Raw genomic sequence first — 24,681 nt, 5'->3', positions numbered from 1 at the left:
TGTTGAACAAAGGCCAGTTTCCACCCAAAACCCAACATTCTACTGTATGAAATACATTAGAATCTCATTTTACGGTCAGGAATCCATTTTCTATTGCAGGAAATACAATTACCTGCTTGAATGCAAGCGTAAAAACCGGTAACGGGTGCAGAACCAGCCCAATATCCAGCTCGATGTTCCTGCTCCGCTAGTCTTTTCACCTCCCTGATGAATATATATAAGACGAGCCGTAATTCAGGCAATCTGCCAGAACAGGAGGGACTGAAGATCGATACACTTGTACTCAAAAGACTGCTGCGCGGCCTATGGGTCGTGCTTGCCGCCGCTGCCGTTCTGCTGGCCATCTATGTATTGCTGCCGCTCCTGTATCCTCTCCTGCTCGCCTGGCTGCTCGCTTATGTGATGCACCCGCTGGTACAGATGCTTAAGGGGCTGAAGCTGCCCGGGTGGCTGGCCGTCTCTCTCTCGCTGCTGTTCTATATCGGGGGCACCGCCCTGGTGCTGACCGCCCTGATTACCCGGCTGGTGAAGGAGCTGATCGGGCTGCTCCAGACCTTCGACCTCCATACGGATCAATGGCGGGGGCTGCTGCAATCGCTGAGCAGCAATGCCAGCATTCAGAATATTATTAACCAGATCAACCAGTTTTACCACGATAATCCCGGATATCATGCCACGATCGACAGCAATATCAACCGGACCACTGAGACGGTCGGCCAGGCTGTGACCCAGATGATCACCGGATTCTTCAATATGATCCTGAAGCTGATCTCCTCGCTGCCCAGCCTTGGCACCATTCTGATCGTCATCGTGCTCGCCGCCTTCTTCCTCAGCACCGGCTGGGACCGGCATACTGCCAAGCTGCAGTCACTGCTCCCTGCGTCGATGCTCAGACCCGTCTCGGAGATCTGGATGGATCTGCGCAAGGCGCTGTTCGGCTATCTCCGCGCCCAGCTGGTGCTGATCTCCGTCACCGCAGTTATTGTGATTGCCGGCCTGCTGCTGCTCGGCGTGCGCTCGGCCTTCGCCATCGGCCTGACCATCGGCATCGTCGACCTCATCCCTTACTTGGGCGTCGGCATCGTCCTCCTGCCTTGGGCTCTCTATTCCTACATGACGGGGAATATCGGACTGGCCATCGGCCTGCTGGTGCTGTACGCCATCATTCTGGTCACCCGCCAGGTGCTGGAGCCCAAGGTGCTGGCCAGCAGCATCGGCATCGATCCGCTCGCCATGCTGATCGGCATGTTCGCCGGACTCCAGCTGCTCGGGATGATCGGCCTGATTCTCGGCCCGGTGCTGCTCGTCATCCTGGATGCCTTCACCCGCGCCGGGGTCTTCCGCGCCCTGCGCAGCTATATTCTCAGCGGCAGGCTGCATTAGGCAGCCGTAACACATATCCCGATATTCAAAAGGCGTTCAATTGCAGCCCCCTGCAACTGAACGCCTTTTAGCAATCTACCTCCGGTAGAAGGTGAATGTGCCGTTCTTCATCTTCTTCTCGATCCATTTCAGCAGGAAGACCCGGTACAGCGGACGCGTCAGCGGAAACACCAGCGTGAAGCCGATCAGATCCGTCACGAAGCCCGGCAGAATCAGCAGCAGTCCGCCAAAAAAAATACATAAGCCGTCCAGCATCGTCCGCCCGGGCACCCGGCCCTCCTGCATATGTGTCCTGCTGTCCTGCAGCACCTTCTTGCCCTCAAACTGCATCATTAGAAACCCGATAACCGAAGTGGCCAGCATGATCAGCAGCGTCTTGGGTGCTCCCAGAAAACTTGAGACATAGATGAAGCCGAATAATTCCACGGCCGGGACGGCGAATAACCCCGCCCACAGCCATTTGTTCCTGATCATACTGCTCCTCCTTCTTCTTCCCCGAGCGCAGCCACGATGGATTGAAACAGCTCAGGCTGTGCCCTGTCGATCCGCACCGGCCTCCACTCCCTGTTCAGCCACACATGGCTCGTGGAGCCGCTGACCAGCAGCTCGCCGGCGGCTCTGTCCTGCCCTTCACAGCCCGCCGGCCCGCGGCGGACTTCATATTCGTAGACAACCCTCAGCGCCGTGAAGGTCGTTAACCGCGCATACACGGTGATAAGATCATCATATCGCGCCGGGCTTTTAAATTGCAAATCTGCAGAGGTGACCGGCAGCAGCAGCCCGTGGCCCTCCAGGGTACGGTAGGCGAAGCCCAGCTCCCGGAACATTTCGGTGCGCCCGCTCTCGAACCAGATCAGATAATTGGCATGATAGACCACGCCCATCTGATCGGTCTCCTCATATCGTACACGGAAGGATGTACTGTGCCAGCGGCTGGTCCATCCCGGCTTGTGCGGATTCATTGGCATGCCCCTTTCTATTATAGCCTATACAGTTACAGTCATCCGGCCGTTAAGCGCCGATGCCCTCAGAGGCCTGATTCAGCTTCAGCCTGCTGCGCGAGCTCCGGGCGACATAGAACAGCAGCGCTGCGCCTACGCCCGCACTCAGCATACAGGACAGGTTCATCAGGCCGACCCCGCCCTGGTTCAGCAGCATCCCGTTCAGCAGATTGCCGAGAATGCCCGCAAGCCCGGAGAAGACGATGTTGAATACACTTTGCCCGGTGGCCTGCATCTCCGCCGAGGTGATCTTCGATACATATTCGACCGCCGCTATATAGAATAAGCCGAAGGACAGGCCGTGCAGCACCTGTACGCCGATCATAACCGAAGGATACGGGAAGGCCACCTGAATCCCCCAGCGCAGCACATAGATCATCGACCCGATCAGCAGCGTCCGCTCCATGCCCAGCCGGCGGATGACACGGGAGGCGAAGAACATGGAGGGCACATTCGTAATCGATGCCAGGAACAGGGCGATCCCGGCATGGCCGGTCGATCCGCCGACCGACTGGAAGGCGATGACGAAATAGGTGCCGAAGGCCGCCATCGTCTGGTTAACCAGGAAGCTCCCGCCTAAGAAGGCCAGGAAAATGCGGTTGCCGAGCAGTTTTTTGATCCCCTGCGAGAAGGACTGGCTCATCATCCGGTTCTCCTCCGCCTGCTTGGGCAGTGTCAGGGCAATGGCTACCGCCACCGCATTCAGCAGCAGGAACGGCAGCCAGATGGTCGAGACGGAGAACCGGGACACATATTGTCCGCCCGCTATGGCCCCTACCGCCGCGCCTATGCTCATCATCATACGGATGCTGCCATAGGTCGCTCCAGCCTTGTTCGCCGCCACAATAGCGTAGGAATCGGCGATGGGTGCCTGTGTAGAAGAGAAGATCGTGGACAGGGTGTAGACCAGCATCAGCACGATGAAATACTCCGAGCGGTACAGCACGGCCAACACAGCCGGAACCGCCACGCTCAATATAAGCACCAGCCGCGCCTGGTTATATCTGTCGGAGATCATGCCCCATAAGGGCTGGACACAGATGGCGATCAGGGTTCCCGTAGCCATCAGCACGCCGATCTGGCTGACATCAAGCCCGTTCGATTTCAGCAGCAGCGACAGATAAGAACCGAAGGAGCCCCCGGCCAGACCCAGGAACAGATAGAACCCGCGCAGCTTTGTTATTTTTTCCATGGGAGTTGCAAGTCATCTCTCTTTCTTTTTAACAGAATACCCAACCTTCATAGCCGCTAGCTGCATTAAATAGAGCAGAACCTATAATAAGGCGGTGGACAAGTGGGCCAAATCAATAGAGCAACAAGGAGCAAGCCCTGTCTGAAGGATAAGCTCAATACAGGAAGAGCGGCCAATTCAGGCTTCGGCTGGACCTCCAGCAACTGGAGCGGCTACGCCATCTCCGGCAAAAAAGGCACCTACAGGCGGATATCCGCCGACTGGATTGTACCTTATATTAAACCGACGTCCAAGGCTACGTATTCCTCGGCCTGGATCGGCATTGACGGCTTCAAGAACAGCAGCCTGATCCAGACCGGAACCGGCCATGAGTCGGTGAATGGGAAGGTCCATTATTATGCCTGGTGGGAGATCCTGCCCGCCTCCGAGACGGTGATTCCTCTGCCGGTCTCCCCCGGCAACCATATGCGTGCATCCATTGTCAAGCTTAGCTCCGGTAAATGGTGCATCACCCTGCGCAATCTCAGTAAATGCTGGGTCTTCCGCACCGTGCAGCGCTACAACGGGCCGCAGACCTCAGCCGAATGGATCACGGAAGCGCCTCAGATCGGTTTCGATATCGCACGGCTGGCCAATATCTCTCCGGTACGCTTCTCCTGCTGCCGGGTGAACGGCCGCAATCCGCAGCTGAAGGCCGCTGACGGCGGTATTATGGTCCAGAACAACAAGCTGCTGGCCGTGCCTTCCCTCCCGCGCTGCGGCGATGCTTTTACAGTGACACGGATCAGCCGCAGCAGCCGGCCTGCCCCTTATTCCAAGCGCCCGATCCGCATCACTTCCTGACTGCACTTATGCGGCAAAACTCTCAGGTCCACTATATACATTCACATCATTTATAGCAACTGTTGTACGCAAAAAGAGCAGCGGCCTGAAGCCACTGCTCTTATTATCATATTCAGTGCTGCGCAGAACGCTTCCGGGCCTAGTCGGCTGGAATCGTATCTACCTTCACCAGGTTGGTGGAGCCGGAGCGGCCCAGCGGAATACCTGCAGTGATCACTACAAGATCGCCTGACTTCACGAGACCGGAAGCTTTACCACCGTTAAGAGCTGTTTCCAGCAATTCGTCAGTAGAATGAGCTTCAGGGCCGAATACAGGCGTTACGCCCCATACCAGCGCCAGTTGACGCATGGTTCTTTCCTGTGTGGTTACAGCAATAATCTGTGATTTAGGACGGTATTTGGAAACCACGCGTGCCGTGTGGCCGGTTACAGTCGAAGAAATAATCGCTTTGGCATTCAGATCCAGTGCAGAGATCGCTACGGATTGGCTGATTGCTTCGGTTACAGTTGTTTCTTGGGCAATCTGCTGCTTCATGAAGATCTCGCGGTGGTTGAGGGCGGATTCCGCCTTCTCAGCAATACGGGACATCGTCAGTACGGATTCAACCGGATATTTCCCGGCAGCGGTCTCGCCGGACAGCATGATCGCATCGGTTCCGTCAAAAATCGCGTTCGCCACGTCACTCGCTTCAGCGCGGGTAGGACGCGGGTTGCGCTGCATGGAATCCAGCATCTGGGTAGCTGTGATTACCGGCTTGCCGGCGATGTTGCACTTCTGGATCATCAGCTTCTGCGCCAGCGGCACTTCTTCAGCAGGAATCTCTACGCCAAGGTCGCCGCGGGCAACCATGAGGCCGTCGGACACAGCCAGGATCTCATCCAGGTTGTCAACGCCTTCCTGGTTCTCGATCTTGGAGATAATCTGGATGTGGGAAGCGTTGTGCTTCGCAAGCAGATCACGGATTTCCAGAACGTCGCTGGCTTTGCGGACGAAGGAAGCGGCAATAAAATCGATGTCCTGTCCGATCCCGAAAATGATATCGTTGGTGTCTTTTTCCGTAATCCCCGGCAGGGAGATGGAAACGCCCGGTACGTTAACGCCCTTCTTGCTCTTGATGGTTCCGCCGTTAACAATACGGGTCTTGATTTCGGTGCCTTGAATGTCAACAACGGTAAGGCCGATCAGGCCATCGTCGATCAGGATAGTCGATCCAACTTGAACATCGTTAGGCAGGTTGTCGTAAGTGATGGAGATACGGTTCTGGTCGCCCAGAATCTCTTCCGTAGTCAAGGTCAGATACTCGTCCTGAACCAGTTCAATCGGTTCTACTTCCAGCTTGCCTGTACGAATCTCAGGTCCCTTGGTGTCGAGCAGGATGGCAACGGTCTTGCCAAGCTCCTTGGACGCTTGACGGATGGTGTTAATCCGCGCGCCGTGCTCATCGAAATCGCCGTGGGAGAAGTTCAGACGGGCTACATTCATACCAGCCAAAATCAATTTTTTAATATTCTCCAACGATTCACTAGCAGGTCCGATCGTACATACAATTTTACTTTTCCGCATTAGGTTTTCCTCCGTTTTTTCGTTCTCTCTGTCTCGCTTTTTCCAACTACAAAATCTACTATAAGGATCGCTCTCTGTATAGGAACTTTATCACATGCAATCACATGCAACGTTCAGTTGCGCCCTTATGAATATTACTGCAAATTGAAGACAAAATCAATGTTAGCGGCTGTTTTTGCTGTAAATTAAAGTCGAATGACACAGGATTGACGTCAAAATAAAAATCATCCCGCAGCAAGCACAGGATGATTGAAATGTAAATGAAAGGTTATCAAATCTTGCCCGGCTCCCCGTTTGGAATAAGCTGGGATATGTCGGAAAGTGCAAATCTGCGTTCCCTGGCGGGTTCTGTCTGCCATAGAAAAATACGCAGTCTACTCTGTAGTCCGGACCTCTTCCAGATCTTCTTCCTGTTCCGCGAGCGACTCTGAGAATTCGCCGATCTTGCGGAACTTGAGGTAGCGGTCTTCCTTCAGCTCTGCCGCATCCATGGCCGACAGCTCCTCCAGATGGCGCCATACCGAATCCTTAACCGCTTCCGCCACCGCCTCGTAGTCCCGGTGCGCTCCGCCTCTGGGCTCCGTGATGATCTCCTCGATAACTTCCATCTCCAGCAGATCGGCAGCCGTGATCTTCATCGCCTCCGCCGCCTGCTCCGCCTTGCCGGCATCCTTCCATAGAATGGAAGCCGCACCGTTGGGGGTAATGGCGGAATAGATTGCATTCTCCAGCATCAGGACACGGTTGCCTACGGCCATAGCCAGGGCCCCGCCGCTGCCGCCTTCGCCGATAACGACGCAGACGACTGGTACGGACAATTGCGACATCTCGAACAGATTGCGGGCAATCGCTTCGGACTGTCCGCGCTCCTCTGCCGTATTCCCGGGGTAAGCTCCCTTGGTATCCACGAAGCTGATGATCGGACGGCCGAACTTCTCGGCCTGCTTCATCAGGCGCAGCGCCTTGCGGTAGCCCTCGGGATGGGGACTGCCGAAGAAGCGCTGAATGTTATCCTTCGTATCCTTGCCGCGCTGCTGTCCGATGACCGTTACCGGCCTTCCGTTCAGCTTGGCAATTCCGCCGACCACCGCGAGATCATCGCCGAACAGCCGGTCGCCGTGCAGCTCCAAGAAATCCGTGAAGATCAGCCCGATCAGATCCAGCGAGGTCGGACGGCCTTGATGCCGGGCCAGATGCATCTTCTGGGCCGGGGATATATTGGAATAAATCTCGTTCTCCAGCTCACGGTAGCGCTCCTCCAGCCGGACTACCTCATCGCTGAAATCTATGCCCTTCTCTTCACCGAACTGCTTCAGCTCGGCAATCTTCTTGCGCATTTCTACCAGAGGCATTTCAAAAGGCAACTCTCCCGCCAACCTAAAATCCCCCTTTCACATCATGCAGCTCCAGCAGCTTCGTAAGTGTGGAGCGCATTTCCTTGCGGTGCACAACCATATCCAGTTGCCCGTGCTCCAGATTGAACTCGGCCGTCTGGAAATCCTCCGGCAGCTTCTGGCGGATGGTCTGTTCAATAACAATCCGTCCGGCAAAGCCGAATATTGCTCCAGGCTCGGCAATAATGATGTCACCCAGGCTGGCAAAGCTCGCGGATACCCCGCCTGTCGTCGGATCTGTAATGACGGAGATATACAGCCCGCCTGCTTCACTGAACCGGGCCAGGGCTGCACTTGTCTTCGCCATCTGCATGAGGCTGAGGATGCTCTCCTGCATTCTGGCTCCGCCGGAGGTGGAGAAGATCAGCAGCGGAATTCTCCGCTCGGTCGCCTCTTCCACCGCCCGGGTAATCTTCTCGCCGACCACAGAGCCCATACTGCCGGTGAAGAACTCGAAGTTCATCACGGCCACAATCACCGGATGGCCGCCGATGCTGCCCTGTCCGGTGATTACCCCCTCAACCTGTCCGGTTTTGGCTTGCTGCTGCTCCAGCTTGGACGCGTAGCCGGGGAACTTCAGCGGATCGACAGAAGCCATCTCGCTGTCGAACTCAATGAACCCTTCCGGGTCCAGCGTCATCGCGATCCGCTCCGACGCATTCAGGCGCATATGATAGCCGCAGGACGGACATATTTTCAGATTCTTCTCCAGCTCCTTGCTGTACTGGATCGTGCCGCATTTGTTGCACTTGCTCATGAGTCCCTCGGGAATCTCACGCTTGGGGCGCTCGCCCTCTGCCGGTCCGCCGCTCCGCTCCAGACGCTCTGAAGGAATAGTCGCGTACTTCCGTTTTTTTTGAAATAAATCTTTGAACAAGGGTCGCACCTCTTCAGCCGTTTATTTGCGTAAATAGCAGCTTGCCGCTGTCTTAAATGCTCTTAATGCTCTGCGTTGTATTCTCATGGATGCAGAATCAGATTCAGGACCTCCTGCACCTCTTCAAGCTCTCCCGAAGGAACCAGAATCTCATACTGCTGCTTGGACATATTAATGGGACGGCATTTAATCAGAAATCCTTCTTCCGTAAGCTTCCTCTGGATCATCTCCGCCACTTTGGCGGTCGGCGCTATATAGATTACCGTCCACATGCCCTGCAAGGCCTCCCTAATCTCAAATCCAGCCGTATCCTGAATATAATGGAATCATGATAACACAGTTTTCTTTTTTCCCGCAAGAAGCCCGGCATGAAGGAAGCGGGATCGGGAGGCCGCATGCGGCCGTAATCCGGACAGGAATTATTCCGTTCCGGTGACATGGGGATAGACCTTGGCCCCCTCATGCCGGTGGGCGATTCTGGCGGAAGCCGCGGCTGATATTCCGGCGACCAGATCATCCAGGAACACATGAATGCTTCCTTTATCATCATTCAATTTGCCGATAATGCCAAGCTTTATTTTGTCCAGGTAGCCAAATCCGGTCAGCCCGATCATCCCGTACACGCTGGTGATGCCGAGGGCCAGCGTCTCGTCCGCCCCGTAGAGCGATTCATCCGCTTCCATAACGGCCTGCAGGGGCTGGGGCAGCAGCTTGCGCTCCGCCAGCTCATCGAGGGCAATCCCCGTCATCAGCGTGTACTGCACCTCTCTTTTGCTCAGGACGGACTTGACGCTTATCAGGCATTCTTCCTTTGTCAGATCCGGATAATAGACCGATTGCAGTATATAGACGATCTCCGCAATCGACGCAAGCGTAACCCCCCGGCGCTCCAGCAGATCCTCTGCCATCTGATAGGACATGGCGTATTTCCCCTTTCCGCACGGGACCTTAAGTCCCGCTGTATAAGCTGAAACTATGAATGCTGCTTGGCAGATCCCCAAGCCCACTCTATCGGTTCACCTAATGTATGCAGAAAGATTAGAAAATGTGCCTATCCGGGACAAGTGCAATCTATCACTACCTGATTCTCACGGTGCCTGCGCCCAGCATAGCTTCAATCTCTGCGATCAGCTGCTCCGAAGGCTCGATCCGGTAGCTGTCGCTGAGCGCCAGCACCTTCTGGTTGCGCTCGTAGAACAGCAGCGTGGCTGCCGGTCCGGGATGGGTCTTCAGCAGCGCCTGAAGGTGCGGCAGCAGCCCCTTCAGCTCTGCGCCCGGCGTGATCTTGATGAACACACGCCGGCCCTGATCCGCCGAGCCGCCTGCGTGCTCGGCAGGGCTGTCCGGCCGCGCGTCTGACGCGGCCGGGGCCTTGGGCGCGGCCTGCACAGCGGCCGCGCCGGAAGCGCGCGCACCGGGCGGCTGGCCCGCCGGTGTGCGCGTGCCTGGTGCAGCGGCTGTGCCGGCTGCACCGCTGCCCCGGCCCGTGCCGGCGGGCCGGGAGTGCCCGGGGCTGCGGCGCTGCAGCAGGCCGCGCACGCTGTCCGGGGTGAGCGGAGCGACCTCCTCGGCCAGCAGCTTGAAGCCCTCGTCCTCCTGCTGCACCTTGGCGCGGAGGGCGAGCAGCGCGCCCTTCTCGATCAGGGCGCGGCTGCGTTTCCACACCTCGGGGAAGAGTACGACCTCGCAGCGCTCGATCTGGTCTTCCCAGACGACGAAGGCCATGGCCTTGCCCGCTTTGGTCGTGATCTCCTTCAGCGAGACCACCATGCCCGCCGTAACGGCCATGCTCTCATCCGCGGCTTCGCCCAGATCCATCAGCTTCTGCATCCCAGGCTCCTCCAGCAGCGCCGCGCGGTCATCCAGCGGATGGCCGGAGAGATACAGGCCGAGCAGCTCACGCTCCAGCTCCAGCTGCTGGGTCACACTGAATCTCGGGACATCCGGGTAGCGGATCTCCCAGTTCGGCGTCTCAATCAGGTCGTCGAACAGCTGAATCTGCAGCTCATCGCGCTCCTTGCGCCATTTGGCCGCCGCCTCCACCGTCTCGTCCAGCATCGCCAGGAGCTGGGCCCGGTGCCCGGGCAGCGCATCGAAGGCACCGGTCTGCAGCAGCGATTCAATCACGCGCTTGTTGCAGACGCGCAGGTCCACACGGCGGCAGAAATCCAGCAGGCTGTCGAACGGCCGCTCCTTGCGCACCGCCATAATATTCTCCACCGCCTGCGTGCCGACATTCTTCACGGCCCCCAGCCCAAAGCGGATATGGCCGCCGTCCTCGCGGACGACCGGCGTGAACAGCACGCCGCTCTCGTTCACATCCGGCGGCAGCACGCCGATGCCCGACCGGCGGCAGTCGAGGACATATTCCGCCACCTTGCGGTGGGACCCCATGACGGCGGTCAGCATCGCAGCCATGAACTGCACCGGATAATGCGCCTTAAGATAGGCTGTCTGGAAGGCGAGAACCCCGTAGGCCGCAGCATGGGCGCGCGGGAAGCCGTAGTTCGCGAAGCGGACAATCATGTCGTAGACGGCATTGGCATCTGCTTCCGTGTAGCCCTGCTTCAGGCTGCCCTCCACGAAGTGGCTGCGCTCCTTGTCCAGCGTCTCCCGCTTCTTCTTGGACACCGCACGGCGCAGCAGGTCGGCCTCGCCGAGCGAGAACCCGGCCATCAGGGAGGCGATCTGCATGATCTGCTCCTGATAGACGATGATGCCGTACGTATCGGCCAGAATCGGCTTCAGATCAGCATGGGGATAGACCACCTCGAACTCCCCGTGCTTGCCGCCGATGAACTTCGGAATGAATTCCATCGGGCCGGGACGGTACAGCGCCACCACGGAGACAATATCCTCGAAGCCGCTCGGCTTCAGCTCCTTCAGCACCCGCCGTACCCCTGCCGATTCCAGCTGGAACACGCCGGTCGTTTCCCCTGCACCCAGCATCCCGTAGGTGAGCGGGTCATGATCCGGGATGAAGCGGAAATCAGGCACGCTGCCGGTCATCTCCTTCACCCAGCCCAGGCAGCGTTCAATAATCGACAGGGTCCGCAGCCCCAGGAAGTCCATCTTCAGCAGGCCTACACTCTCCAGATGCTCCATGGAATACTGGGTGAGCGCCGTGCTCTCGTTGCCCGCCTGAAGCGGAACCGCATCGGTCAGCGGCCCCTTGGAGATAATTACGCCGGCTGCATGGGTCGAGGCATGGCGCGGCATCCCCTCCACCTTCATGGCCATGTCCAGCAGTCCCCGGGTCTTGGGGCTCGTCTCATAGAGCGCCTTCAGCTCCGGCGTGCTCTCCAGCGCCCGGGCAATGCTGATGCCGAGCTGGCCCGGAATCAGCTTCGCCGCCTTATCCACCTCGTTATACGGCAGATTCAGCACCCGGCCCACATCGCGCACAGCGGCCCTGGCTGCCATTGTCCCGAAGGTAATGATCTGAGCCACATGCTCCCGGCCGTACTTCTCGACCACATAGGCGATAACCTCATCGCGGCGTTCATCGCTGAAGTCAATATCAATATCGGGCATCGTAATCCGTTCAGGATTGAGGAAGCGCTCGAACAGCAGATTATATTTCAGCGGGTCCACATCGGTAATCTTCAGGGTATAGGCGGTAAGGCTGCCTGCCGAAGAGCCGCGGCCCGGCCCGGTCACGATTCCGCTGCGGTGACAGAACGCAATGAAGTCCCAGACAATCAGGAAATAATCGCTGAACCCCATGCTCTCAATCACGCCCAGCTCATAGGCCAGCCGGTGCTCGGCTTCCGCCCGCTGCTCCGGCGATGCCCAGAGCGGCGTATCCGCATAGCGCTGCTCAAGCCCGCTGCGGCACAGCTCGCGCAGATAGCCGGCGGCATCCAGTCCCTCCGGCAGCGGAGAATATTCCGGCAGAATATGCTGGCCGAAGGTCAGCTCCAGATTGCAGGCCTCGGCGATCCGCTGCGTGTTCTCTATGGCCTCGGGCACATGCGGGAACAAGGCGGCCATCTGCTCGCCGCTCTTGAAGAACAGCTGGTCCGTGCCGATCTTCAGCCGGTCCTCATCGTCCACCGATTTGCCGGTGCCGATACAGATCAGCACATCCTGGACCTCGGCATCCTCCTTGTCCATATAGTGGACGTCATTGGTCGCCACCAGCGGAATCCCGCATTCACCGGCCAGCGCAATCAGCTGCGGATTCACCCGCTTCTGCTCCGGCATCCCGTGATCCTGCAGCTCCAGATAGAAGTCCCCGCCAAAAATCTCCTTATACCGCAGCGCCGCCTTGCGCGCCTCATCGTCCCGTCCGTGCAGGAGATGCTGCGGGACCTCTCCGCCCAGGCAGGCGCTCAGGCAGATGATGCCCTCGGCATGGGCCGCCAGCGCTTCCATATCGATGCGCGGCTTGTAATGCTGGCCCTCCAGATGGCCGATGGTAATCAGCTTCATCAGGTTCCGGTAGCCGGTCATGTTCTTCGCCAGCAGAATCAGATGATAGATCGGCTGATCCTTGCGGCTGCCCCGCTCGCGGCGGGACCCGGCGGTCAGATAAGCCTCACAGCCGATAATCGGCTTGATGCCCTGCTCCCGGCACGCTTTATAGAAAGGAATGGCCCCGTACATCACACCATGATCGGTCAGCGCCAGCGATGTCATGCCGTATTCGCCGGCCCGGCGCACAAGATCCGTAATGCGCGCCGCCCCGTCCAGTAAACTGTATTCGCTGTGCACATGCAAATGCACGAAAGGGCTCATACCCCACACTTCCCTTCAGCTCCAAAATCAAAACATAAGATGAAACTATTTTATCATATTAGAGGGGGAGCCGCCCATAGAATGGAGTAAGAGCACAGGGACAGGCCGCAGCGATCTTGCCGCGCTGATCCAAGGAAGGAGCTTCCCATGAATATTTTCCTGAGCAAAGCGGTTCTCGATTTCTTCATTGCCTTCGGCATCGTGCTGGGCGGAGCCATGCTGGGCGGAATCGGCGCCGCCGTCTCGCTGCAGCCGCCGACCAATACGATGCTGGAGATTGCCGACCGGATCAAAATCTGGGCGCTGGCGGCCGCCGTCGGCGGCACGATCGACCCGATGCGCGTTATAGAGAGCAACATGCTGGGCGGAAATCTCTCCCCGGCCATCAAGCAGATTCTTTATCTGGTCTTCGCCTTTCTGGGCGCCCATATGGGCAGCGAGCTGGTCAAGTGGGTGTGCGGCAAGTAGAGCTCCCGGGCAAGCTGTCAGCGGACAGACGACTCCCTTCGGGTGCAGATTAACTCTTATAAGGCAAGGGGCGAAAAGATATATGCGACTGCCGCCGTTCCACCGCTACCGCCGTTTCTCGCAGATTGCCGCTGTTTTTGTGCTGGGGATGATCGCGGGGGGCGTGGTCTATAACGCGATTTATCATATGGCTTACAATGTGCTCTGGCTTAACAATCAGGATCTGCGCATCGAAATCGAGCAGTACAAGAGTGACATTCAGACACTTAAGAAATACACTAACACCTCCACCGTGATCCGTGAGATCAAGGTGCGCACCGAGGGCAGCAAGGCCAGGGAGGGCACAGCAGCTCTCGACCCGGTGACGGCCAAGGAGGTGCTCAGGAAGCTGGCAGCGGATCTGGAGCCGATGCGCGGGCGCAGCATGTTCGAGATCGACTCGGACGGCAAGCTGGCGCGCCTGCTCCTGGACAGCAAGATCTATATCGTCCGGGAGAAGGAATATACCGTCAGCATCCGCACGATGCTCGTGATGGAGGGCGTACTGCAAATTTGGGTCGAAATCAGCCCGTACAAGCGCAGCTAGAGCAGAAATCATGATACAATAATGGACACCAACACATACATTCTCAACTTGTGCACAGGAAACCGCATCCCGGCCGGTGCCGGGGTGTGAACTGTTCTCTCACAAAGGAGCTGCTGTCCATGATTATGCTCATCAAGTATCTGCTCTTTGTTCTGCTGGTTGTCTTCATGGTAAGTGCTGCCGTCTACAGCTACTCTTCCCGCAGAGCGGCTGACCCGCTGGTGAAGGGGACAAGACGTTCGGTCATGAATATGCTGCTCGGGGGAATGCTGGTCACCCTCTCCCTGATGTCCATGTTCATCTTCCGCGGCTCAACGCTGAATGTTGTCATTGAAGCCGTCTTCCTGCTGCTGGGCCTCTTCAATATCTTCTCTGGGCTGCGCAGCTACAGCTATTACAGCCGGGCCCGCAGCGGAAGCTGACAGCAAATAGACCAGCCCCTCCATCTCGTTGAGGAAAAGCTGGTCTATTTGCTTGTTGCGTGTATGATTAGCCGTGGTCAATCGATTGCAGCATCAGCACACCTTTGGCGACAATGGTGTCCAGGCGGCTGATCTCGATCTCCAGCTTGCAGGTGCGGCGGCTGATCTCCAGCAGCTTCGGCATGACGATAATGGAGTGCTCAATCTGCACCGGGCGGATGAAATAGGTGGACATGCTGTCCAGCACATAATCGTTTCCGGTAATGTCCTTGGCCGCCCTGAAGGCGGACAGGGTCATCAGCGTGGACAGAATTCCCTCCGAGATCGTCCCCAGATCCGTAGCCATCTGCGGCGTAATGAAGCCGTGGAAGAACAGTCTGCCCTCTTCGTCCCGCTCATCCGCGAAGCCGTTCCAGATCAGATGGTCGAACGTCTCGCCAAGCTGCGGCTGATTGCTGGCATCGCGCAGGCTCTGCAGCACCTCCCTGCGGGTGACCGAGCCTACCAGCTTGCGGTTGCGGTCCACGATCGGCAGGAAGTCGATCCCTTCCCACATCATGATCTGGGCCGCCGAAGCCAGCGAGGTCTGCAGCGCAGCGGTCACCGGGCTGCGGACCATGGCCTTCTCGATGCTCTGCGTGTCAGCCAGATCCTCCACATCGCGCCGCCCGATGATCCCGATCACCCGGTTCCATTCATCGGTCACCGGGAACCGCTGCTCACCGCTGGCCTGCGACAATTCCCGCAGCTCGCCTGCGGTGCTGGAGATTTTGAGCGAATAATGACGTTCCTTGCGTTCGACAATATCCTCCACCAGCATAATCTTCTTCTTGATCAGCCGGTCGAAGATCGCCCGGTTAATCATCGAAGCCACCGTGAAGGTATCATGCCTGGAGGAGATCACCGGCAGATCCAGCTCGTCCGCCAGCGCCTTCACCTCACGGCTGGTGCCGAAGCCCCCCGTTACCAGCACCCCTGCCCCCTGCTCCAGGGCAAGCGAGTGCACATCATCGCGGTTCCCGACAATCAGCAGACTGTCTGCGTCAATATACCGGATCATGGCATCGACCTTCATCGCGCCGATTACATATTTATGAAGATGCTTGTTCAGCCCCTCCGCTCCTCCCAGCACATGCCCCTCAACGATATCAACCACATCCCCGAAGGTTAGCTGGTCGGAGATATTGCGCGGCTTCTTCTCAACCCGGACCGTGCCGATCCGCTCCTTGGTAATGACGATACCCAGGTTCTCCGCTTCCTTCACCGCACGGTAAGCCGTGCCTTCGCTGACGGCCATTTCCCTGGCCAGCTTGCGCACGGAGATCTTGGTGCCCACCTTCAGGCCTTCAATGTGCTGCAGCAGTTGTTCGTGCTTCGTGATATTATCGCCCTGACCTTCCAACTGTTACACCCCCATACCCCGATCTGTACTACTCTGTGCTCATTATACATGCTGTCTGCACCGGAGTACAACAGGTGAGCCGTATCCTGTCCGAAGATATGACAGCCCTGGTCATTCATGAGTACAGCCGGGAATATGTATATAACACCTTCGGTGTTCCTCTTGAACTTGCCGTGGCTTGCTGTTACTTGCCATCAGCACAAATAACCCCCGGCCAGGCACCATGGCCAAGCCGGAGGTTATCCTCCTTCACGCCGGGACATTCATCCCTGGGAACGCTGCGATACTCCGCTGTCTTCGTTCCACTTGCCCTGCCACTGCGCAAGCTTGGCCTTGCGGACCGCATCCAGGCGCTTCTGCTTCTCCTCGTCCACACCCATAATGAAATGCAGGTGGGCGGCAATTACCAGGAACGCGAAGACGCACCAGGCCAGCCCGAAGCCCAGCACCCAGCCGGAGCTATGCTGAAACGACAGCTTCGGCAGCGCGTACAGCAGCATAGCCAGGGCTGCCAGCAGATAGACGGAATGCTTGAATTTGTTTCTTTTTCTCACTTTAGGACCGCTCCTTTGCTCTGGAAAGTTATGGATCAACTCTATATCTCTATTCTATGAGCCGGCTGCCAGATTTATGAGACAAGCAGCACATCATTTTTCAGCAGAACTGCTTCTGCCTTAAGATTCTAGCCAGCACGCCAGGGGTATGAGATGATAGATACCGTTGGAGGAGGGAATGAGCTTGAATCCCATTTATAACCAGAGCAAATACATCGCCCGCAAAAAAATATTTTCTGCGCTGGGCGGGAAGCTACATATTTTCAACGATTCGGGGGATTTACTGCTGTTCGCGGAGATGAAAGCCTTCCGGCTGAAAGAGGACATCACGCTGTATTCCGACGAGACAATGGGCAGGGAATTGCTGCGGATCAAAGCGCGTAAGATCCTGGATATCAGCTCAACATATGATGTGTATGATGTGGAGACCGGGGAAACGGTGGGTGCCCTCCGCCGCAAAGGCTTGAAGTCCCTCTACAAAGACCAATGGGGCATCCTGGACATTCATGATAACGAGATCGGTGCCATTAAAGAGGATAACGCCTTCCTCGCTATGCTGCGCCGCATCATTGTTATCCTTCCGCTGAAATATGTCCTGGAGATCGGGGGGCAGGTGATTCCGGCGTTCCGGAACAACGTCAACCCGTTTGTCACTAAAATCACCGCCGACTTCTCAGGCGACCGCCAGGGCCAGCTGGACCGCCGCCTGGGAATGGCCGCTGCCATTCTGCTCTGCCTGGTGGAGAGCAGGACGGATTAGCAGCCCCCTCCCCACAAACATATCCATTCTTATCTATCACAAAAGGGTGATCTCAGAGCCGCATGGCCCTGAGATCACCCTTTTGTGCGGAATGGGCAGCGGGTCCTGCCTCCTGCTTATTGTCCGCCGTACATCTGGGACAGGCTGTCAGTGATAATTTTGTTCACATCCTCAATGACCACGCTGAGGCGGCGCTCCGCATCGAACAGACGGCGGATCGCCAGATTGAGGTTCAGCACCTCAAACAGCTTCTCCATCTTCTCCATTTCCTCCTGCGCCGGCATGTCTCCGCTCATCATCCGCTGCTGCAGCTCCACCTGGCTCTGCCGGAAGTTGTCCAGCATCCGCTTGCTCTCCGGGTCTGCTTCAATCACCTTCATGGCACTCGTGATATCCGCCACCTCACTGCTGTCTTTAATCGCCCGCGCCAATTCATGCGCCTTGTCAATAACGTTCATTATAATTCCTCCTCAAGGTTAGGTTCGTCTCTTACCGCTTGTCTTCAGCGGGCATACGCCCGGTTGCCAGGCTGCTTCACAGGCTGTCTGCGCCCAATTTTCACAGCTGAACCCATCCCCTCCGGACGGGCCCGCCTCCTGCTGCGCCCCCGCCCCTGGCAGAAGCCCGCTGGTCTGCTCTCTGCCTGCTCGGATGATTCATCCGCCCGGCACGGCTTTTTGAAGAATAGGTCAATCACCAAGGGTCAGATGTCTCCATATGATGAATGATATGTAACCCTCAAGATTCATATTGCCGGCACCATGTTTGCCTACCGGAAGGAGAACCACGATGTCTAAGCTCAAGATCCCGGTCCAAAGTGTCCACTCGGGCATCCTGCAGGAAAACGCTGTGATGCTAGGCGACAAATCCATGAAGAGGCTCAAAATCCCGGCACACGGCACCATTCTGCTGACCTTCGGCTCTTTCCGGCAGGAGGTAACCGTCATACCGGTTCCCAAATCTGACAGCCTGCGTGTCAGTGAAGCACTCGCCCGGCGGCTCGGCATAAGACAGCGCCTGACGCTTAACGCTTCCTACAGCACAGGCAGCCGCACATTGCGGCTGGGGCCGATGATTGGAGTACTGGTGAGCCGTGACCATCCCGATCAGCCGGACCGCGTGTTCGGCCAGATTACGATGTTCTGCCGGGAGCTGACCAACGCCTGCCATGCCCAAGGAGCCTATGTCTATTTCTTTACCCCGGAAGCGCTGGAAACGCGCAGCACTGCCATCCAGGGCTGGGTATACGATGAGGGCTGGCGGAAGCTGAGTCTTCCTGTTGCCGATGTGATCAACAACCGCCTGACCACGCGAAAGGTAGAGAACAGACCTAGCGTACAGCATTTTCTGGCGGATGTAAAATCCCGCTACGGAACCCATTTTTTCAACGAGAAGTTTCTTGACAAAACAGAGGTATTCGAAGCCCTGGTTCAGGACCCTGCCCTGCAGCGGTATCTGCCGGAGTCCCATGCCTTAAGCGGCTTCGCCATATTGAAGAGAATGTGCGCAAGCTACCCCAGCGTATTCCTGAAGCCGGTGCGCGGCAGCCTGGGCAAGGGCATTCTGCGCATCTCCAAAGAAGAGGGCGGCTACCGCCTGCTGTCCACAACACCTATGGGCACACGGAGACAAAGCTATTCCAGCCTGGCGAAGCTGTTTCAGTCCATTGCCCCCAAGATGAAAACCACGCGCTACCAGATTCAGCAGGGTCTGTCTCTGCTGGAGATTGGACGGCGGCCGGTGGACTTCCGGGCCCTTGTGCAGAAGAACGGTACGGGAAAATGGGGCGTGACCTCGATTGTAGCCCGGACCGCCGGAAGCAATCACTTCGTCTCTAATCTGGCCCGCGGCGGCACGCTCAGTACCGTCCGTGAAGCCATCGGCAAAAGCAGCCTTCCCGCCGGGGTCAAGGAAAGCACCCAGGTTCAGCTTCCCCGCGCGGCGCTGGCCATCGCCAGAGGCGTGGAGACCTATATTCCTGCCCATTTCGGGGAGCTGGGCATCGACCTTGCCCTCGACCAGTCCGGCCGGATCTGGCTGCTGGAGGTCAACTCCAAGCCGTCCAAGAACGACAATACACCGCTGAACGACCAGAAAATCAGACCCTCTGTCAAGCAGATGATTCTATACTGCCGTTATCTGGCCGGGTTATAAGGAGGACATCATGAACGCAACAGCACTGGGGTTCCTTGGCATCATGACAGGCCGCCGCCACGGGATGCCTCCCCTCGCAGAGCCGGAGTTCTGCAGTCACCTGTGCCGGGCCGCCCCGCTGTATGGTCTGAAGGTCCTGATCTTCCATCCCGAAGGTGTGGCGGAGGATGGCTCCTATGTGGACGGCTATGAGTGGCGGGACGGACAGTGGGAGCCTGCACAGGCCCCGCCGCCGGACATTCTCTATAACCGCTGCTTCTACCGGACCGCCCGGGAGAAGAGAGCCGCCTCAATCGCTCTTGCGGCACTCTCCCGCTCCCTTCCCTGGTCCCGCGGGCTTCCCGACAAATGGAGCGTATACGAGATCCTCCGCCGCAGCCCTGCGGCAGCGGCGCTGCTGCCGGAGACGGTGCAGTACAGCGGCCGGGAGGCGCTGGGCAACATGCTGGCCTGGAGCGAGTACGGCGTCTTCCTGAAGCCCCGGGCCGGCTCCCACGGGAAGCGCACGCTGCACGCTGTGCTGCTCGGCAGCCGTGACGGCGGAGGCGTGAAGGTACGGGGCCGGGGCAGCAGCAACGAGCCCTTTCAATATGTATTCGGAACGCTGGATGAAGGCCTCGACTGGATTGACCGTTTCATCGGCCTCCGCCGCTATATCATACAGCCTTATCTTCAGCTCACCGGCCGCGGCGGGCAGCCGTTCGATGTGCGTGTGCTGATGCAGAAGAACGGCACCGGCGTCTGGACCTTAACCGGCATGGCGGTCCGGCTGGGCGCCCGCGGTTCGCTGACCTCCAATCTTCACGGCGGGGGCACCGCAGCCAGAGCCCGCCCGTTCCTGCTGGCTGAATACGGCAGGAGCGGAGAGGAGCTGCTGGAGGAGCTGACCCGGGCATCCGCACTGCTGCCGCCGCTGCTGGAGGCATCCTGCGGCAGACTCGGGGAGCTCGGCCTTGATTTCGGCATTGACGCCGGAGGACGAATCTATCTGCTGGAAGCTAACTCCAAGCCGGGGCGCACCGTGTTCCGGCTGACAGATGACCGCATAGCTGCCAGGCTTGCCGCCGAGAACCCGCTGGGCTATGCGCGCCATCTGCTGCTTACCGCAAGCCGCGACTACAAGCTGCCCCGCGGACAGCTCCGTTCACACGGGAGATTGATATCAATGGTTCCAAAGGAGGATTCATAAATGGGTCTCACTTTTTGCAATGTGCATTTCACCAAGCGGCCTGAGCGGGTGGTCTATGTCTCGGGAGAACTGATGAGAAGCCTGAAATTATCCGGCAAAAAAAATATACGCCTGCGCCTCGGCAAGGACGCGATCCCGGCAGCCATCAAGCCGATCAACCGCGCCGGCAAGCATCTTTTCCTCGCCTCGGGTGTGAAGAGCGCGATCAAGGTTCCGAAATCAGGCAGCGTCTATCTGCGGAACCTGCAGAATGATGAAGTCCAGCTCGGGCCGCTGGTCGGCGTGCTGTCTGACGGACCCGGCTCCTCTGCGCAGCCCTTCGGCTCGCGGACCGGCTTCATCAAGCAGCTGCTGCGCGAGGGCAGCAACAAATGCTATATCTTCGCCTTCATGCCGCGCGACATCGACTGGCAGCAGGAGCAGGTCAACGGCTATTTCCTGACGGCCGGCGGCAAGTTCGAGCGCAAGCTGGTGTCCCTGCCGGATGTGGTCTATAACCGCCTGCCCAGCCGCCGGGCCGAGACCTCGCCATACATCAATCAGCTCCGCGAGCGCTTCGGCCGCAAGAAGATTCCTTATTTCAACTGGAGCTTCTTCAATAAGTCAGATATTTACCGCCTGCTGGAGAATGACGGTGCGGCGAACCGGTTCGTGCCGGAGACACACAGCAATCCCGGCGCCGAGCAGATGCGGGATATGCTGGACCGCCACCACTTCGTCTACTATAAGCCTTCCGCAGGCAGCCTGGGACACGGCATCTACCGGCTGACCTACCTGCCGAAGAAAGGTTATTTCGCCCGCTACCGCAGGAACGGCAAGAATGTGCTGCTGCGCTTCAGCAGCTTCGACAGTCTGATGCGGATGCTGCGGGGCCGCCACGGGCAGAGCCTGCAGAACTATGTGGTGCAGCAGGGTATCCGCCTGATCGAGATCGACAACTGCCCGATTGATTTCCGCTTCCATATGCACAAGAACGGCAACAACCAGTGGGTCGTGGTCGGCATCGGCGCCAAAAAAGCCGGACGGGGCAGTGTCACCACCCACCTGAAGAACGGCGGAGCCTTGATGACGCCGCAGCAGGCTCTCGGCCGTGTCTTCGGCGCAAGGGCAGATGAGGTGCTGCAGCGGGCCAAGACGACTGCCGTCAAGCTGGCCGAATCCCTGGAGATCCAGCACCGCCATCTGCTGGGCGAGATCGGCTTCGATCTCGGCATTGACCAGGATGAGGACATCTGGATGTTCGAAGCCAATGCGAAGCCGGGACGCTCGATCTTCCGCCACCCCTCCCTGCGCGCTGAGGGCAAAGCCTCCATTGAGCACATCCTGGAGCATTGTCTGTATCTCAGCAAGTTCCGCAGGAGGGATGAATTGTGAACACCCGGATTCCAGACCCCAGCAAGCCAGTTATCGCCATCCTGACCATCAGTGACCGGCTGCAGCAGTTCCGCGGCAACCGCAATAACTTCCGTGACATTATCCGCACCGGCAAAGAAATGGGCTACCTTGTATATGTCGTCACGGTCCGCGACCTGAAGCTGGAGGAGCCGGTTGTGACCGGCTACGTGCCTTCCGCCAGCGGGAAGCTCTGGGTTGCGGTCCCTGTCCCGCGTCCGCAGGTCATCTATAACCGGATTCCGAACCGTGAGGAGGAAGAGAAAGCGCCGGTTGTCCGCAAAATTGCCGAGTGTCTGGAGCACCCCGACATCCAGCTGTACAATCCAAGCTTCTTCAATAAATGGAATCTGTTCGAATGGCTTAAGGAATCGAAGGCAACCGCCAAGCATGTGCCCAAAACCCGCCGTCTGCGCAGCGCAGCCACGCTTACGGCGATGCTGAAGCATCATGACAGCCTCTACCTCAAGCCGGAAAAGGGCAAGGCGGGCAAAGGCATCATGCGGCTGAAATACCGGCCGGATACGCTGCTTCCCTTCCGGCTGCAGATTCAGAGCGGCAAGAAGAACACGACCTACAAAGCCGCATCGGTGGAGCGCCTGTGGGCCCGGATCGGCCGGGCCAAAGGCACCTCGCGCTATATCGTGCAGCAAGCCATCGGGCTGGCCGGCTATCAGGGGCGCCCCTTCGATCTGCGCGTGCTGCTGCAGAAGAACGGGCGCGGTGCCTGGGCCGTTACCGGCATCGGCGCCCGGTTAGCCGGGGCCCGCAGCATCACCACGCATGTGCCGCGCGGCGGCAGCATAGAAGATCCCTCCACGATGCTGGAGGGAACCTTCGGGGCGGAGCAGGCCGCTGTGATCCTGAAGAATGTATCCACCACCGCCCTGCTGGTCGCCCGGCAGATCGAGCGGGCTTCAGGCTTCATGCTGGGCGAGATGTCGATGGATCTCGGCGTCGATGAACAGGGCGGGGTGTGGTTTTTTGAAGCCAACTCCCGCCCGATGAAGTTCGATGAGCCCGCCATCCGCAAGCTGTCGCTGGAGCGTATTTTCCAGTATGGGCTTCATCTGTCACGCCAGACCAAATAATCCAAGAACCCTTTAAAGGAGGGGATACCATGCTGATATCCTCGCTCTATGACAGTCACCCTGTACAGTGGGAATCCAGGCTGAAAGGGCTGCTCGCGTTCCTGAGAGAGCACGGGGACCGGCGGATCACACTGCACGGCTGCAAGCGGCTGGCCCGGCTGACTCCGGATCAGCTCGCCCGTCCGGGGACCTCCCTGCTCGTAGCCACCGTCAGGGGGCAGACCGGCCGCCAGCTCGCAGGCGTCAGCTTCGTCTCCGGCTTCGGCAGGGAAGCCTGCGTTGTCGCCGTTCATCCCCTGTACCGGAACCGGCACACCGGGACCACCCTGCTTAAGACACAGCTGGAGCGTCTCGGACAGCTGGAGTGCCAGGTGGCCTGCGACAATGCCGCCAGCCTGAAGATGTGCTTCAACAGCGGGCTGGCGGCCGTTGACCTGCTCACCGGTCCTACAGGCAAGCCTACCCTGCTGCTGCGCGCTCCCATGGCGGGGGGAAGCCCCGCCACTCTCCCGGAAGAAGGTGAATTCATGTGCCAGAGCCCGTCTTAGGCATCCTCACGCTCTATCTGAACAATGCCAGGCAGCTTGAAGAGAGAAGCGTCTACCGGCGGATGATTATCGAAGGCAGCCGGATCGGGCTGGACGTCTTCGTGTTCACCCCTGCCGATGTACACGCCAGCAAGGATCTGATCCATGCCATGGTCTACGACGTCAAAAGCGGAACCTGGACGCGCAAATGGCGCTCCTTCCCGAATATGATCTATGACCGCTGCCGGATTCAGCGCAGCCAGCGCTTCCAGCAACTGCTGCGCTTCCGCGCGCGCTACGGCCATCTGACATTCCTGAACCGCCCGCTGCGCAACAAATGGACGGTCCACCAGACCTTCTCCCAGAAGAGCCGGTTCCGGCCGCATCTGCCGGAGACCGTCCTCTACCAGTCCTCCGCCGATCTGCACCGGATGCTGAAGCTCAGCTCCGTCGTCTACGTGAAGCCGATCAACGGTACCGGCGGGCGCGGCATCCTGCGGATCGAGCGGCAGCGCGAAGGCAAATCCCTCTTCGATATCCAGGGCCGCCGCCAGAGCCGCCAGATTATCTCCCCCCGCAAGGTGTCGCTGAGCCGCCTGGAAACCATTGTCCGCCAGTGGTGTCTGGGCGGCAGGTTCCTGGTGCAGCAGGGCATCCCCATACGGCTGCCGAGCGGGCGCTTCCATGACTACCGGATGCTCGTGCAGAAGAACGGCCAGGGCGCCTGGGAGCTCACCGGCATGGCCGGCCGGGTGGGCGCGGCCCGCAGCGTCACCTCGAACCTTCATGGCGGCGGCCATGCCATGAAGGCGGAGACGCTGCTGAAGCAGTGGCTCGGCAGCGAAGAGCGGGCCGGCAAGGCCATGCGGACGGCCGAACGGCTGGGCCTCGATGCGGCCGCCTATCTCGAAGACAGCTTCGGCGCCCTCTGCGAGCTGGCGCTGGACCTCGCAATCGACCGCGAGGGCCGGATCTACGTGCTGGAGGTCAACCCCAAGCCCGCCCGCGAGGTCTTCGCCCGCTCCGGCGACGCCAGCACCTACCGCAAAGCCCTCACCCGCCCGCTGGAGTACGCGATGTGGGTGTATAAGAACAAGAACACCCCGAGCTCGTCGAAGGTGGTTGAGGAGTAATATAGACAG

General features: G+C 58.5%; 25 protein-coding genes. 12 read left to right on the top strand and 13 right to left on the bottom strand.

The genetic code is table 11. The features are described from left to right. The first annotated feature begins 267 nt into the window (after positions 1-267). Positions 268-1,383, top strand: a complete 1,116-nt coding sequence (gene ytvI / locus MHI24_RS26045; RefSeq protein ID WP_340026794.1) for a sporulation integral membrane protein YtvI — start codon at positions 268-270, stop codon at positions 1,381-1,383. Between the two features lie 75 nt (positions 1,384-1,458). On the opposite strand, the gene MHI24_RS26040 is transcribed toward ytvI, so the two are convergent. From MHI24_RS26040 to MHI24_RS26030, 3 genes are read right to left on the bottom strand one after another with little or no spacing between them, the layout of a single operon-like run. Then, entirely contained in the window at positions 1,459-1,857 is a 399-nt protein-coding gene (locus MHI24_RS26040; protein WP_340022461.1) for an FxsA family protein, read from the bottom strand. Beyond that, the gene (locus MHI24_RS26035; RefSeq protein WP_340022460.1) at positions 1,854-2,345 is read right to left on the bottom strand and encodes a thioesterase family protein; all 492 of its coding nucleotides are present in this window, start codon (positions 2,343-2,345) and stop codon (positions 1,854-1,856) included. The genes MHI24_RS26040 and MHI24_RS26035 overlap by 4 nt, the downstream gene beginning before the upstream one ends. 49 nt (positions 2,346-2,394) lie before the next feature. Next, complete coding sequence (locus MHI24_RS26030) at positions 2,395-3,576, bottom strand: MFS transporter (RefSeq protein WP_340022459.1); 1,182 nt, start codon at positions 3,574-3,576, stop codon at positions 2,395-2,397. A gap of 102 nt (positions 3,577-3,678) precedes the next feature. Between MHI24_RS26030 and MHI24_RS26025 the strand changes: the two genes are divergently transcribed. Then, positions 3,679-4,419 carry a G1 family glutamic endopeptidase gene (locus tag MHI24_RS26025; protein ID WP_340022458.1) on the top strand — a complete coding sequence of 247 codons (741 nt, stop codon included), beginning with the start codon at positions 3,679-3,681 and terminating at the stop codon, positions 4,417-4,419. 139 nt (positions 4,420-4,558) lie between these two features. Here the strand turns inward: MHI24_RS26025 and pyk are convergent, their stop codons facing one another. The 6 genes from pyk to MHI24_RS25995 all read right to left on the bottom strand — a co-directional run bounded on the left by pyk (position 4,559) and on the right by MHI24_RS25995 (position 12,994). Then, a complete protein-coding gene (gene pyk, locus MHI24_RS26020; RefSeq protein ID WP_340022457.1) occupies positions 4,559-5,983 on the bottom strand; it encodes a pyruvate kinase in 1,425 nt (474 codons plus the stop codon). Positions 5,984-6,357: 374 nt separating this feature from the next. Then, positions 6,358-7,359 (bottom strand): acetyl-CoA carboxylase carboxyltransferase subunit alpha, encoded by a 1,002-nt coding sequence (locus tag MHI24_RS26015; RefSeq protein WP_340022456.1) that lies wholly within the window; start codon positions 7,357-7,359, stop codon positions 6,358-6,360. A gap of 1 nt (position 7,360) precedes the next feature. Beyond that, positions 7,361-8,254, bottom strand: a complete 894-nt coding sequence (gene accD, locus MHI24_RS26010; RefSeq protein ID WP_340022454.1) for an acetyl-CoA carboxylase, carboxyltransferase subunit beta — start codon at positions 8,252-8,254, stop codon at positions 7,361-7,363. An 83-nt stretch (positions 8,255-8,337) separates the two neighbouring features. Beyond that, positions 8,338-8,526, bottom strand: coding sequence for a glutamate decarboxylase (locus tag MHI24_RS26005; RefSeq protein WP_340022452.1), 189 nt, complete (start codon positions 8,524-8,526; stop codon positions 8,338-8,340). Positions 8,527-8,673: 147 nt separating this feature from the next. Beyond that, positions 8,674-9,174, bottom strand: coding sequence for a phosphatidylglycerophosphatase A (locus MHI24_RS26000; RefSeq protein ID WP_340022451.1), 501 nt, complete (start codon positions 9,172-9,174; stop codon positions 8,674-8,676). 157 nt (positions 9,175-9,331) lie between these two features. Beyond that, positions 9,332-12,994 carry a DNA polymerase III subunit alpha gene (locus tag MHI24_RS25995; RefSeq protein WP_340022450.1) on the bottom strand — a complete coding sequence of 1,221 codons (3,663 nt, stop codon included), beginning with the start codon at positions 12,992-12,994 and terminating at the stop codon, positions 9,332-9,334. 147 nt (positions 12,995-13,141) lie between these two features. On the opposite strand from MHI24_RS25995, the gene MHI24_RS25990 reads away from it, so the two are divergent. From MHI24_RS25990 to MHI24_RS25980, 3 genes are all read left to right on the top strand, one after another. Then, positions 13,142-13,462, top strand: coding sequence for a YtrH family sporulation protein (locus MHI24_RS25990; protein WP_211722907.1), 321 nt, complete (start codon positions 13,142-13,144; stop codon positions 13,460-13,462). A gap of 82 nt (positions 13,463-13,544) precedes the next feature. Further along, positions 13,545-14,048: a hypothetical protein gene (locus MHI24_RS25985; RefSeq protein ID WP_340022449.1), complete on the top strand. Its 504-nt coding sequence runs from the start codon at positions 13,545-13,547 to the stop codon at positions 14,046-14,048. A 119-nt stretch (positions 14,049-14,167) separates the two neighbouring features. After that, positions 14,168-14,470 carry a YtpI family protein gene (locus MHI24_RS25980; protein ID WP_340022448.1) on the top strand — a complete coding sequence of 101 codons (303 nt, stop codon included), beginning with the start codon at positions 14,168-14,170 and terminating at the stop codon, positions 14,468-14,470. 67 nt (positions 14,471-14,537) lie between these two features. Here MHI24_RS25980 and MHI24_RS25975 read toward each other — a convergent pair whose 3' ends face one another. Then, positions 14,538-15,872 carry a DRTGG domain-containing protein gene (locus MHI24_RS25975; RefSeq protein WP_340022447.1) on the bottom strand — a complete coding sequence of 445 codons (1,335 nt, stop codon included), beginning with the start codon at positions 15,870-15,872 and terminating at the stop codon, positions 14,538-14,540. Positions 15,873-16,135: 263 nt separating this feature from the next. Then, a complete protein-coding gene (locus tag MHI24_RS25970) occupies positions 16,136-16,372 on the bottom strand; it encodes a hypothetical protein (RefSeq protein ID WP_340026793.1) in 237 nt (78 codons plus the stop codon). A gap of 238 nt (positions 16,373-16,610) precedes the next feature. Here MHI24_RS25970 and MHI24_RS25965 point away from each other — a divergent pair, with 238 nt between their 5' ends. Then, on the top strand, positions 16,611-17,186 hold the full coding sequence (locus MHI24_RS25965; RefSeq protein WP_340022446.1) for a hypothetical protein: 576 nt from the start codon (positions 16,611-16,613) through the stop codon (positions 17,184-17,186). Positions 17,187-17,302: 116 nt separating this feature from the next. On the opposite strand, the gene MHI24_RS25960 is transcribed toward MHI24_RS25965, so the two are convergent. Together MHI24_RS25960 and MHI24_RS25955 are read right to left on the bottom strand one after the other, a co-directional pair. Next, a complete protein-coding gene (locus MHI24_RS25960; RefSeq protein ID WP_340022445.1) occupies positions 17,303-17,644 on the bottom strand; it encodes a YlbF family regulator in 342 nt (113 codons plus the stop codon). A 44-nt stretch (positions 17,645-17,688) separates the two neighbouring features. After that, on the bottom strand, positions 17,689-17,886 hold the full coding sequence (locus MHI24_RS25955) for a hypothetical protein (RefSeq protein ID WP_340022444.1): 198 nt from the start codon (positions 17,884-17,886) through the stop codon (positions 17,689-17,691). A gap of 89 nt (positions 17,887-17,975) precedes the next feature. On the opposite strand from MHI24_RS25955, the gene MHI24_RS25950 reads away from it, so the two are divergent. The 6 genes from MHI24_RS25950 to MHI24_RS25925 are packed head-to-tail and all read left to right on the top strand — an operon-like array spanning position 17,976 to position 24,672. Then, positions 17,976-19,340: a YheC/YheD family protein gene (locus MHI24_RS25950; protein WP_340022443.1), complete on the top strand. Its 1,365-nt coding sequence runs from the start codon at positions 17,976-17,978 to the stop codon at positions 19,338-19,340. 10 nt (positions 19,341-19,350) lie between these two features. Next, positions 19,351-20,529 carry a YheC/YheD family protein gene (locus tag MHI24_RS25945; RefSeq protein WP_340022442.1) on the top strand — a complete coding sequence of 393 codons (1,179 nt, stop codon included), beginning with the start codon at positions 19,351-19,353 and terminating at the stop codon, positions 20,527-20,529. Then, positions 20,530-21,903 (top strand): YheC/YheD family protein, encoded by a 1,374-nt coding sequence (locus MHI24_RS25940; RefSeq protein WP_340022441.1) that lies wholly within the window; start codon positions 20,530-20,532, stop codon positions 21,901-21,903. It abuts the gene before it with no gap. Then, entirely contained in the window at positions 21,900-23,012 is a 1,113-nt protein-coding gene (locus MHI24_RS25935) for a YheC/YheD family protein (RefSeq protein ID WP_340022439.1), read from the top strand. The genes MHI24_RS25940 and MHI24_RS25935 overlap by 4 nt, the downstream gene beginning before the upstream one ends. Positions 23,013-23,041: 29 nt before the next feature. Beyond that, positions 23,042-23,560: an N-acetyltransferase gene (locus MHI24_RS25930; protein ID WP_340022438.1), complete on the top strand. Its 519-nt coding sequence runs from the start codon at positions 23,042-23,044 to the stop codon at positions 23,558-23,560. Continuing rightward, positions 23,542-24,672 carry a YheC/YheD family protein gene (locus MHI24_RS25925; RefSeq protein WP_340022437.1) on the top strand — a complete coding sequence of 377 codons (1,131 nt, stop codon included), beginning with the start codon at positions 23,542-23,544 and terminating at the stop codon, positions 24,670-24,672. The genes MHI24_RS25930 and MHI24_RS25925 overlap by 19 nt, the downstream gene beginning before the upstream one ends. The last annotated feature ends 9 nt before the right edge of the window (positions 24,673-24,681 follow it).

The sequence above is a fragment of the Paenibacillus sp. FSL K6-1096 genome, assembly GCF_037977055.1.
In the GTDB taxonomy this organism is placed as follows: Bacteria; Bacillota; Bacilli; order Paenibacillales; family Paenibacillaceae; genus Paenibacillus_AQ.
Note: the sequence above shows the minus strand (reverse complement) of the source record. Positions and strands in the feature narration are given on the sequence as shown.